The organism is Kitasatospora sp. NPDC096204, assembly GCF_044763205.1.
Classification (GTDB): domain Bacteria; phylum Actinomycetota; class Actinomycetes; order Streptomycetales; family Streptomycetaceae; genus Kitasatospora.
Window position 1 is genome coordinate 1 of record NZ_JBIWFT010000064.1, and the last position, 17,997, is coordinate 17,997.

The window sequence follows — 17,997 nt, forward strand, 5'->3', positions numbered from 1 at the left end:
CGGTCCACCACCTCCGGCAGGTCCACCAGACCACCCCAACGACCCGGCAACTCCAGGCCCGCACTACGCCCCAGACCCCAGACCATCGCCTGGGCCGGGTCGGCCGGCCGGTCGCCGTGTCCGGCGCAGACGGCACCCCGGGTAACCGTCCAGAGCCGGGCGGCGGTCAGCTCGGCGTCGGCCATCGCCTGCAGCAGCGTCGCGGTCGCGGCGCTCCCCAGCGGCACCACCGGCTGCTCGGGGTGGGCACCCTCGGCGAGGGCGAGCAGTGAGAGGACCAGCTCCGCCGCCGGAGCGTCCGCCGAAGCAGCGCGCAGCAGTTCGGCCAGGTCGACGCGGCTCGTGGCCGGGTCGGCCACCAGGGTGCGGACGTCCGTGCCGTGGTCGGCGAGCGCCCGGAGCACCCCGGTGACGACCGGGTCCTGCTCGTGCCCGGCCGGAACGACGGCCAGGCAGCCCGCCACCGGGGCGGCCGGGGCGAGCTGGTCGAGCGGGCGCCAGGTGGCGCGGTAGAACCAGCCGTCGAGCACGGACTGCTTCCGGCGCTCTGCGCGCCAGTTCGACAGCGCGGGCAGGACGGAGTCCAGCGAGGCACCGGCGTCGACGGCGAGCGTCCGCGCCACGGCTGCCACGTCCCCGGCCTCGACGCTCTGCCAGAAGTCGGTGTCCGCCGGGTCCGCCGCCGGCGCGACGGGGGCGACGGTGCGGCGGCGCGGCCAGAAGCGCTGCCGGTCGAACGGGTAGGTCGGCAGCTCGATGGTCCGGCCGCCGGTCAGCGCCGTCCAGTCGAGGCCGTGACCGGCGACGAACGCGGTGGCCGGCGCGGCCAGGGCGGTCGCGGTCTCCGGGCGCTCGGCGCGCAGCGCCGGGGTGAACACGCCCTGCTCGACGCACTCCTGGCCCATGGCCGACAGCACGCCGTCCGGGCCCAGCTCGACGAAGGTGGTGACACCCTGGGCTTCCAGGGTGCGCATGCCGTCGAGGAAGCGGACGGCCTCGCGGACATGGCGCACCCAGTACGCGGGCGAGCACAGCTCCTCGGCGGTGGCCATCTCCCCGGTGACGTTGGAGACCACCGAAATCTTCGGCTCGGCGTAGGACAGGCCCTCGGCGACGGCCAGGAACTCCGCCAGCATGCCGTCCATCAGCGGCGAGTGGAACGCGTGGCTGACGTTCAGCCGCTTGGTCTTCTCGAACTGCGCCGCGATCGCCAGCACTTCGGACTCGTCGCCCGAAATCACCACCGAGGCAGGACCGTTGATCGCCGCGATGCTCACCTGAGCGGTCAGCAGCGGCAGCACCTCCTCCTCCGAGGCCTTCACCGCCACCATCGCGCCACCCTCCGGCAGCGCCTGCATCAGCCGGCCACGAGCCGCGACCAGCGCCACCGCATCGTCCAGCGACAGCACACCCGCGACGTGCGCGGCCGCGATCTCACCGATCGAGTGCCCCACCAGGAAGTCCGGACGGGCCCCCCAGCTCTCCATCAACCGGAACAGCGCGGTCTCCACCGCGAACAGCGCCACCTGGGTGAACTCCGTACGGGCCAGGACGTCCGCATCCTCCCCGAACACGGCCTCCCTCAGCGGCAGTTCGACCCGCGCGCACACCGCGTCGAAGGCGTCCGCGAACACCGGGAACGCCTCGTACAGCTCACGCCCCATCCCCGGACGCTGGCTCCCCTGCCCCGTGAACAGGAACGCCAGCTTCCCGCCGAGCACCGCGCCCTGCACGAGGTTCGGCGCGGACCCCCCGCGGGCCAGCGCCTCCAGCCCCGCGTCCAGCCCGGCCCGGTCGCCCGCCAGCACCACCGCACGCTGCTCGAAGGCCGTCCGACCGGCCAACGAGTGTGCCACGTCCGGGAGTTCGACCTCCAGGCCGCGGGCGAGGAAGGTCCGGAGCCGGCCCGCCTGCTCGCGCAGGCCGCGGGCGTCCTTCGCGGTGAGCACGAACGGCCGCGCCCCGCCGTCCGTCCGGGGCTCCTGCCCGGGCTCCTCGGTGCCCGCGGCGTCCTCGGCCGGGGCCTGCTCGATGATGACGTGCGCGTTGGTGCCGCTGATGCCGAAGGACGACACCGCCGCCCGGCGCGGGCGACCGGTCTGCGGCCACGGCCGGCTCTCGGTCAGCAGCTCGACGGCGCCGGAGGCCCAGTCGACGTGCGGCGACGGCTCGTCCACGTGCAGGGTCTTCGGCAGGACGCCGGCCCGGATCGCGTGGACCATCTTGATGATGCTCGCGGCGCCGGCGGCGGCCTGGGTGTGGCCGATGTTGGACTTCACCGAGCCGAGCCAGAGCGGCTCGCCGCCCTCGCCGCGCTCCTGGCCGTAGGTGGCGAGCAGCGCCTGGGCCTCGATCGGGTCGCCCAGCGCCGTGCCGGTGCCGTGGGCGTCGACCGCGTCGATCTGGTGGGCGGCGAGGTTGGCCACGGCCAGGGCCTGGCGGATGACCCGCCGCTGGGACGGGCCGTTCGGGGCGGTGAGGCCGTTGCTGGCGCCGTCCTGGTTGACGGCGCTGCCGCGCACGACCGCGAGCACCGGGTGCCCGTTGCGGCGGGCGTCCGAGAGCTTCTCCAGCAGCAGCACGCCGACGCCCTCGCCGGCGCCGAAGCCGTCGGCGGCGGCCGCGAAGGCCTTGCAGCGGCCGTCCGCCGCCAGCCCGCGCTGGCGGCTGAACTCGACCAGCATCTGCGCGGTGGACATCACCGCGACGCCGCCGGCCAGGGCCATGGTGCACTCGCCGCTGCGCAGGGCCTGGGCGGCCAGGTGCAGGGCGACCAGCGAGGAGGAGCAGGCGGTGTCGACGGTGACGGCCGGGCCCTCCAGCCCGAAGGCGTACGAGAGCCGGCCGGAGGCGACGCTCGCGGTGTTGCCGGTGCCGACGTAGCCTTCGACGTCCTCGCCGGACTCCTGCAGGACGGTGGCGTAGTCGTGGAAGGTCATGCCGACGAAGACGCCGGTCCGGCTGCCGCGCAGCGACCGCGGGTCGATGCCGGCCCGCTCGAAGGTCTCCCAGGACGTCTCCAGCAGCAGCCGCTGCTGCGGGTCCATGGCGAGCGCCTCGCGCGGGTTGATCCCGAAGAACGCCGGGTCGAACTCGCCCGCGCCGTCGAGGAATCCGCCGTCCACGACGTAGCTGGTGCCGGGGTGATCCGGGTCGGGGTGGTGGAGGGCGTCGAGGTCCCAGCCGCGGTCGGCGGGGATCCGGGCGACGGCGTCCCGCCCGTCGCGGACCAGCTCCCACAGGTCCTCGGGGCCGCGGACGTCGCCGGGGTAGCGGCAGCCCAGGGCGACGATCGCGATCGGCTCGTCGGCCGCGGACTCCAGCTCGTGCAGGCGGCGGCGCGTCGACTGGAGGTCGGCGGTCGCCTTCCTGAGGTAGCCGAGCAGCTTGTCCTGAGCGTCCATCGTGGGCGTACCCTCCGGGTTGTGCGGTCCTGCGGCGCGGTTCACAGCGTCTTCGGTCGTCACGACGTCCCCAGCTCGTTGTCGAGGAGGGCGAAGAGCTCGTCGGCCGTGGCCGTGGCCGTGTCCAGCACGTTCGTTTCGGCGTCCGCGTCGGTCTCGGCGAAGCGGGCAGTCCAGCGGGAGAGCATCCGCTGGAGGCGGGCGGTCACCGCGTCGGCGGTCTCCCGGTCGGCGGCGAGGTCGCCGAGTTCGGCGTCCAGGCGTTCGAGGTCGGCGAGCGCCGCGGTCTCCCGGTCCGGCTGGGCGCCGAGGAGTTCGGCCAGCAGGTGGTCGGCCAGCACGGCCGGCGTCGGGTGGTCGAAGACCAGGGTGGCGGGGAGCTTGACGCCGATCGCGGCGGTCAGGCGGTTGCGCATCTCGACGGCGGTGAGGGAGTCGAACCCGAGGTCCCGGAAGGCCCGGGTCGGGTCGACGGCCTCGGCGGAGGCGTGCCCCAGGACGCCGGCGGTGCGGGTGCGGACCAGGTCGAGCAGCGCCCCGGACCGGTCGGCGGCGGGCAGCGCCGCCAGCCGTGCGGCGAAGGAGGCCGGGTCGGCGCCGTCGGTGTGCGCCGACCCGGCCGGACGCCGGTCGAGCATCCGGGCGACCTCGGGCACCTCGCTGATCAGCGGCCGGACGTGGCCGGCTCCGAACGCCGGGACGAAGCGGTCCCAGGCGATGTCGGCGACGGCGAGGAACACCTCCCGGGCGTCCAGGGCCTGCTGGAGCACGGTGACCGCCAGTTCGGGCACCAGCTCGCCGCTGCCGCGCCGGCGCAGCGAGGACTCGACCGCGCCCTCGGCCATGCCGCCGCCGGCCCAGTGGCCCCAGGCCAGCGAGGTGGCGGGCAGCCCGTCGGCCCGGCGCTGCTCGGCGAGCGCGTCCAGGAAGGCGTTGCCGGGGGCGTAGTTGCCCTGGCCGGCGAGGCCGAAGGTGCCGGCGAACGAGGAGAACAGGACGAAGGCCGAGAGGTCCAGGCCGCGGGTCAGCTCGTCCAGGTTGCGGGCGGCGGTGACCTTGACGGCGAGCGCGCGGGCGACCTGGTCGACGGTGAGCGCGTCGAGCAGGTTGTCGTCGACGATCGCGGCCGTGTGGACCACCGCCGTGAGCGGGGCGTGCTCCGGGATCCCGGCGAGCAGCCGGGCCAGGTCGTCGCGGTCCGCGACGTCGCAGGCCACCGCCTCGGCGCGGGTGCCGAGGGCGGCGAGCTCCTCGACCAGCTCGGCCGCGCCCGGGGCGTCGGCGCCCCGGCGGCTGACCAGCAGCAGGTCCCGGGCGCCGTTGGCGGCCAGCCAGCGGGCGACGTGCCCGCCGAGCGCGCCCGTGCCGCCGGTGACCAGCACGGTGCCCTCGGGGCGCCAGGCCGCGCTGACCGCCGACGGGTCGAACGGCGCGGGCAGCAGCCGGCGGCCGAAGACGCCCTCCGGACGGACCGCCAGCTGGTCCTCGGCGCCGGCGCCGGTGAGCGCCCCGGCCAGCCGGGCCACCAGGGCGGCGTCGCCTTCGGGGTCGGCCGGGACGTCGACCAGACCGCCCCAGCGCTGCGGGTGTTCCTGGGCCACCACCCGGCCGAAGCCCCAGACCAGGGCCTGCGCGGGGTTGGCCAGCCGCTCCCGCGGGCCGGTGGCGACGGCGCCCGCGGTGAGCAGCCGCAGCGGCGCGTCCACGTCCGCGTCGCCGAGCGCCTGGACCAGGGCGAGGTTGCCCGCCAGGCCCGCCGGGACCGCCGGGTGGTCCGGCAGCGGCCGCTCGTCCAGGGCGAGCAGCGACAGCACACCGGAGAGCTCCGGCGCACCGGCGAGCGCCGCGCGGAGCCGCTCCGCGACGGCCGCCCGGTCCGCACCGGCCGGCAGGGCGCAGCGGAGCGGGGCGGCGTCCGATCCGGCCAGTGCGGCGAGCACCGACTCGGCCCGAGGACCGGCCGGCTCGGGGACGGCCACCAGCCAGGTGCCGGACAGGCGCCCCTCGGGAACGCCGTCCAGCTGCCGCCAGGCGGCCCGGTAGCGCCAGGAGTCGACCACCGAGCGGTCCTGCTCGGCGCGGTGCCAGGAGGTCAGCAGCGGCAGCAGCGTCCGGAGGGACTCCTCGGCCTCGTCCCCGGTGATCCCCAGGGCGCCGGCCAGCCCGGCGGCGTCCGCGTCGTCGACGGCCGTCCAGAAGCGCTGCTCGCCGGGGGTGCCCGCGCGGAACGGCTCGTCCTCCTGGTCCGGGACGAGCCAGTAGCGGTCGCGCTGGAAGGCGTAGGTGGGCAGGTCGATGCGACGGGCGCCCTGGAACCGGGCGGCCCAGTCGACGGTGGCGCCGTTGGCCCAGGCCTCGGCGAGGGCGGTCAGGAAACGCTCCCGGCCACCGTGGTCGCGACGCAGGGTGCCCTGGACCGTGGCCTCGACGGCGCTGGCGTCAATGGCCTCCTGGATGCCGACGGTCAGCACCGGATGGGCGCTCACCTCGACGAACTGCGAGTGACCCGAGGCCAGCAGGGCCTCGACGGTGCTCGCGAACTCCACCGTCTGGCGCAGGTTGCGGTACCAGTAACCGGCGTCCAGCGCGGCCGAATCGATGACCTCACCGGTCACGGTGGAGTGGAACGGCACCTCCGGCACGCGCGGGGCGACCGGGGCCAGCAGCTCCGCCAGGCGGGCCTCGATGCGCTCCACATGCGCCGAGTGCGACGCGTAGTCCACCGCGATCCGACGAGCCCGGATCTCCTGCGCGCCGCAGTACTCCACCAGCTCGTCCAGGGCACCGGCATCACCGGAAACCACAACGGAGTTCGGGCCGTTGACAGCCGCGATCGAGATTCCCTCACGGCCGGACAGCAGCTCCCGGACGCTCTCCACCGGCAGCGGAACGGACACCATGCCACCCAGACCCGACAGTTCGATGATCGCCTGACTGCGCAGCGCCACCACCAGGGCGGCGTCCTCCAGCGACAGCGCACCGGACACGGCGGCGGCGGCAATCTCGCCCTGCGAGTGCCCGACCACCGCCGACGGCTCCACACCGTACGAACGCCAGAGGGCAGCCAGCGAAACCATCACGGCGAACAGCACCGGCTGGACCACGTCCACCCGCTCCATCCACCCGCCGTCCTCACCCGAGACGACCTCCAGCAGCTCCCAATCCACGTACAGGGAGAGCGCCTTGGCGCACTCCTCCATCCGCGAACGGAACACCGGCTCATCCGCCAGCAGCCCCCGGGCCATGCCCAGCCACTGCGACCCCTGCCCCGGGAACACGAACACCGGGCCACCGGTCGTCCGGGCCGTGCCCTGGACCAGCTGAGCCACCTGCTCACCGTCGGCGAGCGCGGCGAGACCGGCGAACAGGTCCGCCTTCCCCGCACCCACGACGACCGCGCGGTGCTCGAACACCGAACGGGCCGTCGCCAGCGAGTAGCCGACATCCGCCGGCCGCTCGCCCCCGGCGACCGCCAGCAGGCGCTGCGCCTGCTCCCGCAGCGCCGCCGCACTGCGGGCCGAGAGCGCCCACGGCACCTCACCGCCGGCCACCGACTCCTCGTCGGCCTCCGCGCGTTCCGCCGCGGGTTCCTCCTCCAGCACCACGTGGGCGTTGGTCCCGCTGACCCCGAAGGACGAGACGGCGGCCCGGCGGGGCCGTCCGCCGGCCGGCCAGTCCCGGGCCTCGGTCAGCAGCTCGACCGCGCCGGAGGCCCAGTCCACGTGCGGCGACGGCTGGTCGACGTGCAGGGTGCGCGGCAGCACGCCGTGCCGCATCGCCATCACCATCTTGATCACACCCGCCACACCGGCGGCGGCCTGGGTGTGCCCGATGTTGGACTTCACCGAGCCCAGCCAGAGCGGGTCCCCGGTGCGCTCCTGCCCGTAGGTGGCGAGCAGCGCCTGGGCCTCGATCGGGTCGCCGAGCACCGTTCCGGTGCCGTGCGCCTCGACCACGTCCACCTGGTCCGCCGAGAGCCGGGCGGCGGCCAGCGCGGCGCGGATGACGCGCTGCTGCGCGGGGCCGTTGGGGGCGGTCAGGCCGTTGCTGGCACCGTCCTGGTTGATCGCGCTGCCGCGCACGACCGCCAGCACCTGGTGCCCGTTGCGGCGGGCGTCCGACAGCTTCTCCAGCAGCAGCACGCCCGCGCCCTCGCCCCAGCCGGTGCCGTCGGCGGCGGCGGCGAACGGCTTGCAGCGGCCGTTCTCGGCCAGCGCCCGCTGGCGGCTGAACTCGACGAAGGGCAGCGGGGTGGCCATCACGGTGACGCCGCCCGCGAGCGCCATGGTGCACTCGCCGGCCCGCAGCGCGCGCACGGCGAGGTGCAGGGCGACCAGGGAGGCGGAGCAGGCGGTGTCGACGGAGACGGCCGGGCCCTCAAGACCGAGGGTGTAGGAGATGCGGCCGGAGACGACGCTGGCGGCGTTGCCGGTGGCGAGGTAGCCCTCGACGTCCTCGGGCAGCTTGCGCGCGCCCTTGGCGTACTCCTGGCCGTTGGTGCCGACGTAGACGCCGACCCGGGTGCCGCGCACCGAGGACGGGGCGATGCCCGCGCGCTCGAAGGCCTCCCAGGAGGTCTCAAGGAGCAGCCGCTGCTGCGGGTCCATCGCCAGCGCCTCGCGCGGCGAGATGCCGAAGAAGCCCGCGTCGAACCCGCCCGCAGCGTCCAGGAACGCGCCCTCGCGGACGTGGCTGGTGCCGGGGTGGTCCGGGTCCGGGTGGTAGAGCGCGTCGAGGTCCCAGCCGCGGTCGGCCGGGAAGCCGGCGATGGCGTCCCGTTCGTCCGCGACCAGGTCCCACAGCTGCTCGGGGGTGTCGATCCCGCCCGCGTAGCGGCAGCTCATGGCGACGATCGCGATGGGCTCGGACTCCCGCTCGTCCGCCTCGCGCAGGCGCTCGTGGGCCTCGCTCAGCTCGACCGTGACCCGCTTGAGGTACTCGCGGAGCTTGTCTTCATTCGCCATCGGGAAGTCCACCTGCCGGAGTCGTCTGGAGTGCGCGTGCGTTGCTGGTCATGAGGCCCCGAACTTCCGGTCGATGAAGTCGAAGATCTCGTCGTCGGAGGCGGCGTCGAGCTGGTCGGCGACCGTCTCCGGCTCGTCGGCCCCGAGGGCGCCGGTCCAGGTGGAGAGCAGTGTCCTGAGCCGGTTCCCGACGGCGTCCCGGTCGGCTTCGTCGGGCAGGACGGCGAGCAGTCCGCCCTCCGTCGCCGCCGCCAACGCGGCTTCCAGCCGGTCGAGTTCGGCGATGACGGCCGGGGCTTGCGGGGCCGCGTCCGGGACCAGCCGGACGCGCAGGTACTCCGCCAGGGCGGCGGGAGTGGGGTGGTCGAAGACCAGGGAGGCGGGCAGCCGCAGCCCGGTCGCGGCGTCCAGCCGGTTGCGCAGCTCGACGGCGGCGAGCGAGGTGAAGCCCAGCTCCTTGAAGGCCCGGTCGGGGTGGACGGCGGCGGTGCCGCGGTGGCCCAGGACCTCGGCCACCGACTCACGGGCCAGGGCCAGCAGCAGGCGTTCCCGCTCGGCCGCGGGCGCGGCGGCGATCCGTTCGGCCAGGCCGGCGGTGGGTTCGGTGCCGGCGGCCTGGGCCCCGGTGTGCCCGGCGCCCTCGTCCCGGACGGCCGGCAGCTCGTCGAAGAGCCGGCTCGGCCGCTGCGCGGTGCGCCGGCCGGCGAACCGCGGCCAGTCGACGTCGGCGACGGCGAGCACCGCCTGGCCGGGCGGGAGAGCCCGGTCGACGGCGCCGGCCGCCGACTCGGGGGCCATCACCCGCAGCCCGGCCCGCTCCAGCTGCTCCGTGACGTCGCCCTGGGCGGCCATGCCGCAGCCCCAGACGCCCCACACCAGCGAGGTGGCGGGCAGGCCGTCGGCGCGGCGCTGTTCGGCGAGTGCGTCCAGGTAGGCGTTGGCGGCCGCGTAGTTGCTCTGCCCGGGGTTGCCGACGGCGCCGGCGAAGGCGGAGAACAGGACGAAGGCGTCGAGGTCGCGCGAGCGGGTGAGCTCGTCGAGGTGCCGGGCGGCGACCGCCTTGGGGCGCAGCACGGTGGCGAAGCGCTCCGGGGACTGCAGTTCGACGGTGCCGTCGTCGACGACGCCGGCGGCGTGCACGACCGCGGTGACGGCGTGCCGGTCCAGCAGGTCGGCCACGGCCGTGCGGTCGGCCAGGTCGCAGGCGGCGAGGGTGACCTGGGCGCCGAGGGCGACCAGCTCGTCCCGCAGCCGCGGGGCGCCCGGGGCGTCGGCGCCCCGGCGGCCGGCCAGCACGAGGTGGGCGGCGCCGCCGCGCGCCAGGTGGCGGGCCACCTCGGCGCCGACGGCGCCGGTGCCGCCGGTGATCAGTACGGTGGCGCCGGCGACCCAGCCGGCGCCGCGCGAACCGGTGGGTTCGGCCTGGCCGGTGGGCGCGGCCGGGGTCAGGCGGCGGCCGTAGAGTCCGCCGGGGCGCACCGCCACCTGGTCCTCGCCCGAGCCGCCGGTGAGGACGCCGAGCAGGCGGGAGCGGGTGCGGCGGTCCGCCAGGGTGGCGGGCAGGTCGACCAGTCCGCCCCAGCGCAGCGGGTGCTCCAGGGCGGCGACCCGTCCGAAGCCCCAGACCTGGGCCTGCCCCGGGTGGTCGGGCCGGTCGGTCGCGGCGACGGTGACGGCGCCGCTGGTGACCGCCCACAGCGGTGCGTGGAGCTGTGCGTCGCCGAGTGCCTGGGTCAGGGCCAGGGTGAGAGCCAGGCCGGTGGAGAGTTCCTCCTGGTCCGGGTGGGGCCGCTCGTCGAGGGCGGCGAGCGACAGCACGCCGGTCACCTCGGTCCCGTCGGCGAGGAGTTCGGCCAGGCGCTTGGCCAGGACGGTGCGGTCCGCGTCGCCGGTGTCGAGTTCGAGGGTGAGCACGTCGGCGCCGGCCTCGGTGAGGGCGTCGACGGCCCCGGTGACGAGCGCGTGGCCGGCCTGCGGCTCGGGGACGACGAGCAGCCAGCCGCCGACGGCACCGGCCGGGGCGGGCTCGGGCAGCTGCCGCCAGGTGAAGCGGTGGCACCAGGCGTCGACGGCGGACAGCTCCCGGGTGCGGCGCCGCCAGGAGGAGAGCTCCGGGAGGATCGCGCCGAGCGGCGCCGAATCGGGCAGTCGCAGGGTCTCCGCGAGGGTGGTCAGGTCCTGGTCCTCGACGGCGGCCCAGAAGCCGGCCTCCCGGGTGGTCCCGGCCGGGTGCCGGTCGTCGGCGGCCGGGGCGGCGGGGGCGGTCGCCGGGTCGGTGTCGAGCCAGTACCAGTCGTGCTGGAAGGCGTAGGTGGGCAGGTCGAGGCGGCGGACGGGCGGGGCGCCGAGCACAGCCGGCCAGTGCGGCGTGTGCCCGTGCACGTGGAGTTCGGCGAGGGCGGCCAGCACCGCGCCGGTCTCGCCGCGGTCCCGGCGCAGCGCCGGCACCAGCAGGGCGTCGGTCCGCTCGTCGAGGCAGTCGCGGCCCAGGGCGGTGAGCACGGCGTCGGGGCCGAGTTCGACGAAGGTGGTGACGCCGTCGGCCGCCAGGGTGCGCATGCCGTCGAGGAAGCGGACGGCCTCGCGGACGTGGCGCACCCAGTAGTCGGGCGAGCACAGCTCCTCGGCGGTCGCGACCGCGCCGGTGACGTCGGAGACCACGGTGATCCGCGGTGCCGAGTAGGTCAGTCCCTCCGCCACCCGGCGGAAGTCGTCCAGCATGCCGTCCATCAGCGGGGAGTGGAACGCGTGGCTGACGTTCAGCCGCTTGGTCCGGCGGCCCTGCCCGGTGAACCGGCCGGCGACCGCGAGGACGTCGGCTTCGTCACCGGAGACCACCACGGAGGTCGGGCCGTTGATCGCCGCGATGCTCACGCTCTCGGTGAGCAGCGGCAGGACCTCCTCCTCGGTGGCCTCCACCGCGACCATCGCGCCGCCCTCGGGCAGTGCCTGCATCAGCCGGCCGCGGGCCGCGACCAGGGTGACGGCGTCGTCCAGCGACAGCACGCCCGCCACGTGGGCGGCGGCGATCTCGCCGATCGAGTGGCCGACCAGGACGTCCGGGCGCAGCCCCCAGCTCTCGAACAGGCGGAACAGCGCCACCTCGACGGCGAACAGCGCCGGCTGGGCGTACTCGGTGCGGTCCAGCAGCTCCGCGTCATCGCCGAACACCGCGTCGCGCAGCGGCAGTTCGACCCGCGCGCAGACCGCGTCGAAGGCGTCCGCGAACACCGGGTGAGCCTCGTACAACTCGCGGCCCATGCCAGGCCGTTGACTGCCCTGTCCGGTGAACAGGAAGGCGGTGCGGCCGGGTTCGCGCACGGCGCCGATGGCCAGGCCGGTCGCGCTCTCCCGGTCCGCGAGGGCCTCCAGCCCGGCCGCCAGCTCCGTCACGTCGGAGGCCGTCAGCACGGCGCGGTGGCCCAGGGCCGCGCGCTCGCCGGCGAGTGCGGTGGCCAGCGCGGTGAGGTCCGGGTCGGACTCGCGGGAGAGCCAGGTCCGCAGGCGGCGGGCCTGGTCGCGCAGGGCCGGGCCGGAGTGGCCGGACAGCACCAGCGGCACCGGTCCGGTCACCGGTGCGACCGGCGGTTCCCCGACGGGCGGCGCGGCCTCCAGGATGACGTGGGCGTTGGTGCCGCCGATGCCGAAGGAGGAGACGCCCGAGCGGCGCGGGCGCCCGGTCTCGGGCCAGGCGCGGGCCTCGGTGACCAGTTCGACGGCGCCGGAGGTCCAGTCGACGTGCGGGGTCGGCTCGTCGACGTGCAGGGTCCTGGGCAGGACGCCCTCCCGCATCGCCATGACCATCTTGATGACGCCCGCGATGCCGGCGGCGGCCTGGGTGTGGCCGAGGTTGGACTTCACCGAGCCGAGCCAGAGCGGCTCGCCGGTGCGTTCCTGCCCGTACGTGGCGAGCAGGGCCTGGGCCTCGATCGGGTCGCCGAGGGTGGTGCCGGTGCCGTGCGCCTCGACCGCGTCGACCTCGTCGGCGGTCAGCCGGGCGGCCGCCAGGGCCTGGCGGATGACGCGCTGCTGCGACGGGCCGTTGGGGGCGGTCAGGCCGTTGCTGGCACCGTCCTGGTTGACGGCGCTGCCGCGCACCACGGCCAGTACCCGGTGCCCGTTGCGCTCGGCGTCGGAGAGGCGCTCCAGCAGCACCAGGCCGACGCCCTCGCCCCAGCCGGTGCCGTCGGCCGCGGCGGCGAAGGCCTTGCAGCGGCCGTCGGCGGCCAGGCCGCGCTGGCGGCTGAACTCGATGAAGGAACCCGGCTGGGACATCACGGTGGCACCGCCGGCCAGCGCCATCGTGCACTCGCCGTTGCGCAGCGCCTGGGCGGCCAGGTGCAGGGCGACCAGGGAGGCCGAGCAGGCCGTGTCGACGGTGACCGCCGGGCCCTCAAGACCGAAGGTGTAGGCGATCCGTCCACAGACCACGGCGGCGGCGCTGCCGGTCAGGAGGTAGCCCTCGACGCCCTGCGGGCCCTCGTGCAGGCGCGGCACGTAGTCCTGGCCGTTGGTGCCGACGAACACGCCCGCCTGGCTGCCCCTGAGTGCGGCCGGGTCGATGCCGGCGCGCTCGAACAGCTCCCAGGAGGTCTCCAGCAGCAGCCGCTGCTGCGGGTCCATCGCCAGCGCCTCACGCGGGGAGATGCCGAAGAAGCCGGCGTCGAACTCGCCCGCCTCGTGCAGGAATCCGCCTTCGCGGGCGTAGCAGGTGCCCTTGTGGTCCGGGTCCGGGTGGTAGAGCGCGTCGAGGTCCCAGCCGCGGTTGGCCGGGAAGCCCGTCATCGCGTCCCGTCCGCCGGCGAGCAGCTCCCACAGCTCCTCGGGGCTGCTGACCCCGCCGGGGAAGCGGCAGCTCATCGCGACGATCGCGATCGGCTCCTCGTCGGCGGCCCGGGTGCTCGCACCCGCCCGTACGGCCACCGGGGCCGGACCGGGCTCCCGGTCGCCGACCAGCAGGCCGAGCAGCAGGGAGGTCAGCGCGGACGGCGTCGGGTGGTCGAACACCAGGGTGGCGGGCAGCGTGAGTCCGGTGACGGCGGCGAGCCGGTTGCGCAGCTCGACGGCGGTCAGCGAGTCGAAGCCCAGCTCGCGGAAGGCGCGCACCGGGTCGACGGCCTCCGGCGAGGCGTGGCCGAGCACCCCGGCGACCTGGCCGCGCACCAGCGTCAGCAGGTGGCGCTCCCGATCGACGGGCGCCAGGGCGGCCAACTGCTCGGCCAGGCCCGTCCGTTCCGCGCCGTCCGTCGGCCGGTCGGCGGGAGCCACCGCCCGCTGGACCTCGGGCAGTTCGGCCAGCAGCGGGCTCGGCCGGGTGGCGCAGAAGTTGCGGGCGAAACGCTCCCACTCCACGTCGGCGATCACGGTGAGCGCCTCCGGCCCTCCCACCGCGGCGGCCATCGCCGCGACGGCGGCCTCCGGTGCCATCGCGACCAGCCCGTCCCGGCGCAGCCGGGCGTCCCGAGCGGCCGAGTCGGCCAGCCCGCCGCCGGCCCAGTGGCCCCAGGCGACGGCGGTGGCCGGCAGGCCGGCGGCCCGGCGCTGCTCGGCGAGCGCGTCCAGGTAGGCGTTCGCGGCGGCGTAGTTGGCCTGACCGGGGTTGCCGACGGTGCCGGCGAAGGAGGAGAAGAGGACGAACGCGTCCAGGTCGAGGTGGGCGGTCAGCTCGTGCAGCCGGCGCGCGGCGGTCAGCTTGGGCCGCAGCACGGCCGCGAACCGCTCGGCCGTCAGTGCGTCCGCCACCCCGTCCTCCAGCACGCCGGCGGTGTGCACGACGGCCGTGAGCGGCTGATCGGCCGGGACGGCGTCCAGCAGGGCGGCGAGCGCCGCGGCGTCGGCCACGTCACAGGCGACGACGTCGACCGCCACGCCCGACTCGGCCAGCTCGGCGGCCAGCTCGGCCGCTCCGGGCGCCTCCAGGCCCCGACGGCCGGCCAGCACCAGGCGCTCGGCGCCGTTGGCGGCCAGCCAGCGGGCGACGTGCCCGCCGAGGGCACCGGTGCCGCCGGTGACCAGAACCGTTCCGCGCGGCTTCCAGGCCTCGGCGCAGGCGGAGGCTGTGTCGGGGCGCGGACGCACCAGCCGACGGGCGAACACGCCCTCCGGACGCAGCGCCACCTGGTCCTCCCCGGGCACACCGGCCAGCACACCGGCCAGTCGGGCCAGCGCCCGCCCGTCCGGCGCGGCCGGCAGGTCCACCAGACCGCCCCAGCGGTCCGGGTGCTCCAGGGCGACCACCCGTCCCAGGCCCCAGAGCAGCGCCTGCTCCGGAGCCTCGACGGCATCCGCCCGGCCGACGGTGACGGCGCCCCGGGTGGTCAGCCACAGCGGGGCGGCCAGCCCGGCGTCGCCCAGCGCCTGGACCAGGAGGGCGGCCGCGACCACGGCCGCCGGGACGTCCTCCGCGCCCGCCGCCGTGAGGGATGCGAAGGGCAGCGCCAACACGCCTGCCACGTCGGCGTGTTCGGCGGCGACGACACGAAGCCGAGCCGCCAGCGAACCCCGGTCCTCGGCCGCCTGCCACGGCAGGGCGACCACCTCGGCGCCGCACGCGGTGAGTGTGTCCGCGACATCCCGGGTCAGGACGTCGTCGGCCGTCTCCGGGACGGCGACCAGCCAGGTGCCCGCGAGGGTCGCGGCGGCGGGACCGGCCGGGGAATGGCCGACCGGACGCCAGGTGATCCGGTACCGCCAGGCGTCCAGCGCCGAACGCTCGCGCTGACGGCGCCGCCACGAGGCCAGCGCGGGCAGCACGGTGCTCAGCGGGGCGTGCGCGTCCAGGGCGAGCGTGGCGGTCAGCTCGTCGAGGCTCTCACGCTCGACGGTCTCCCAGAAGCCGGCCTCGACGGCGTCGACCACGGCGGCCGGCACGTCGGCGGCGGCCTCGGGCTCCAGCCAGTAGCGGTCGCGCTGGAAGGCGTAGGTGGGCAGGTCGATGCGACGGGCGCCCTGGAACCGGGCGGCCCAGTCGACGGTGGCGCCGTTGGCCCAGGCCTCGGCGAGGGCGGTCAGGAAACGCTCCCGGCCACCGTGGTCACGGCGCAGGGTGCCCTGGACCGTCGCCTCGACGGCGCTGGCGTCAATGGCCTCCTGGATGCCGACGGTCAGCACCGGATGGGCACTCACCTCCACGAACTGCGAGTGACCCGAGGCCAGCAGGGCCTCGACGGTGCTCGCGAACTCCACCGTCTGGCGCAGGTTGCGATACCAGTAACCGGCGTCCAGCGAAGCGCTGTCGATCACCTCACCGGTCACGGTGGAGTGGAACGGCACCTCCGGCACGCGCGGCGTGACCGGGGCCAGCAGCTCGGCCAGGCGGGCCTCGATGCGCTCCACATGCGCCGAGTGCGACGCGTAATCCACCGCGATACGACGCGCCCGGATCTCCTGCGCGCCGCAGTGCTCCATCAGCTCGTCCAGGGCACCGGCATCGCCGGAAACCACGACGGAGTTCGGGCCGTTGACGGCCGCGATCGAGATTCCCTCACGGCCGGACAGCAGCTCCCGGACGCTCTCCACGGGCAGCGGAACGGACACCATGCCACCCAGGCCCGACAGTTCGATGATCGCCTGGCTGCGCAGCGCCACCACCAGGGCGGCATCCTCCAGCGACAGCGCACCGGAGACAGCAGCGGCGGCAATCTCGCCCTGCGAGTGCCCGACCACCGCCGACGGCTCCACACCGCACGAACGCCAGAGGGCAGCCAGCGAGACCATCACGGCGAACAGCACCGGCTGGACCACGTCCACCCGCTCCATCCACCCGCCGTCCTCACCCGAGACAACCTCCAGCAACTCCCAATCCACATACGGAGCAAGCGCCTTGGCACACTCCTCCATCCGCGAACGGAACACCGGCTCGTCCGCCAGCAGTTCGCGGGCCATGCCCAGCCACTGCGACCCCTGACCCGGGAACACGAACACCGGACGCCCCGAACGCACCCGCCCGGACACCACGCCCGCACCCGGCAGACCGTCCGCCAACGCACCCAGGCCCGCCAGCAGCGCCTCCCGGCCCTCGCCGACCACCACGGCCCGGTGCTCGAACACCGCCCGCGAGGACACCAGCGAGAAACCGACATCCGCCGGCCGCTCCTCCACGACCACCGCCAACAGCCGCCGCGCCTGCTCCCGCAGCGCCGCCTCACTGCGACCCGACAGCACCCACGGCACCACACCACCGGCAACCGGAGACACCTCGCCGGCCTCCGCAGACTCCTCCCCCGGCGCCTGCTCCAGCACCACATGGGCGTTGGTCCCGCTGACCCCGAAGGAGGACACGGCGGCCCGGCGGGGCCGTTCGCCCGCCGGCCAGTCCCGCGCCTCGGTGAGCAGCTCGACCGCACCCGCCGACCAGTCCACGAACGGCGAAGGCTCGTCCACGTGCAGGGTCTTCGGCAGCACGCCCGCCCGCATCGCCATGACCATCTTGATCACGCCACCGACACCGGCCGCCGCCTGGGTGTGCCCGATGTTCGACTTCAACGACCCCAGCCACAGCGGATCCCCACCGCGCTCCTGCCCGTACGTCGCCAGCAGCGCCTGCGCCTCGATCGGGTCACCCAGCCGCGTACCCGTCCCGTGCGCCTCCACGACGTCGACCTCGCCGGCCGACAGTCGGGCGTTCTCCAGAGCCTGGCGGATGACGCGCTGCTGCGCGGGGCCGTTGGGGGCGGTCAGGCCGTTGCTGGCACCGTCCTGGTTGATCGCGCTGCCACGCACCACCGCGAGCACCGGGTGCCCGTTGCGCCGGGCGTCCGACAGCTTCTCCACCAGCAGCACGCCCGCGCCCTCGGCCCAGCCGGTGCCGTCGGCGGCGGCCGCGAAGGACTTGCAGCGGCCGTCCGCCGAGAGTCCGCGCTGGCGGCTGAACTCGATGAACGTCGCCGGGGTCGACATGACGGCCACGCCGCCGGCGAGGGCCAGCGAGCACTCGCCCTGCCGCAGTGACTGCACCGCCAGGTGCAGGGCGACCAGGGAGGAGGAGCAGGCGGTGTCGACGGAGACGGCCGGGCCCTCAAGACCGAGGGAGAAGGCGACGCGGCCGGACGCCACGCTGCCGGCGCTGCCGTTGCCCAGGTAGCCCTCGACGTCGGCGGGCACCTGCGGCAGGCGCGAGCCGTAGTCGTGGTACATGACGCCGGTGAACACGCCCACCTTGGTGCCGCGCACCGTCGCCGGGTCGATGCCCGCCCGCTCGAAGGCCTCCCAGGAGGTCTCAAGCAGCAGCCGCTGCTGCGGGTCCGTCGCCGACGCCTCGCGCGGGGAGATGCCGAAGAAGCCGGCGTCGAACTCGGTGGCGTCGCGCAGGAATCCGGCTTCCCGCGCGTAGAAGGTGCCGGGGTGGTCCGGGTCCGGGTCGTAGAGCGCGTCGAGATCCCAGCCGCGGTCGGTGGGGAAGGCGCCGACGGCGTCCGCGCCGTCGGCCACCAGGCGCCACAGGTCCTCGGGCGAGGCGACCCCGCCCGGGTAGCGGCAGGCCATGCCGACGATCGCCACGGGCTCGTTGTCCCGCTCCTCCACCTCGCGCAGCCGCTGCTTGGCCTTCATCAGGTCGTTCGTGGCGCGCTTGAGATAGTCGCGAAGCCGATCCTCAGTGGACATGGCCCATCACCTCCGCCGTATCAGGC

2 protein-coding genes and 1 pseudogene are annotated in these 17,997 nt (G+C 75.4%); all 3 read right to left on the minus strand.

The window, feature by feature from the left end:
- A pseudogene (locus ACIQ87_RS38705) lies at positions 1 to 3,386 on the minus strand (type I polyketide synthase); the annotation flags it as partial.
- 77 nt (positions 3,387 to 3,463) lie between these two features.
- Positions 3,464 to 8,380: a type I polyketide synthase gene (locus ACIQ87_RS38710; protein ID WP_402416705.1), complete on the minus strand. Its 4,917-nt coding sequence runs from the start codon at positions 8,378 to 8,380 to the stop codon at positions 3,464 to 3,466.
- A gap of 36 nt (positions 8,381 to 8,416) precedes the next feature.
- Positions 8,417 to 17,971 carry a type I polyketide synthase gene (locus ACIQ87_RS38715; protein ID WP_402416707.1) on the minus strand — a complete coding sequence of 3,185 codons (9,555 nt, stop codon included), beginning with the start codon at positions 17,969 to 17,971 and terminating at the stop codon, positions 8,417 to 8,419.
- Between the last annotated feature and the right edge of the window lie 26 nt (positions 17,972 to 17,997).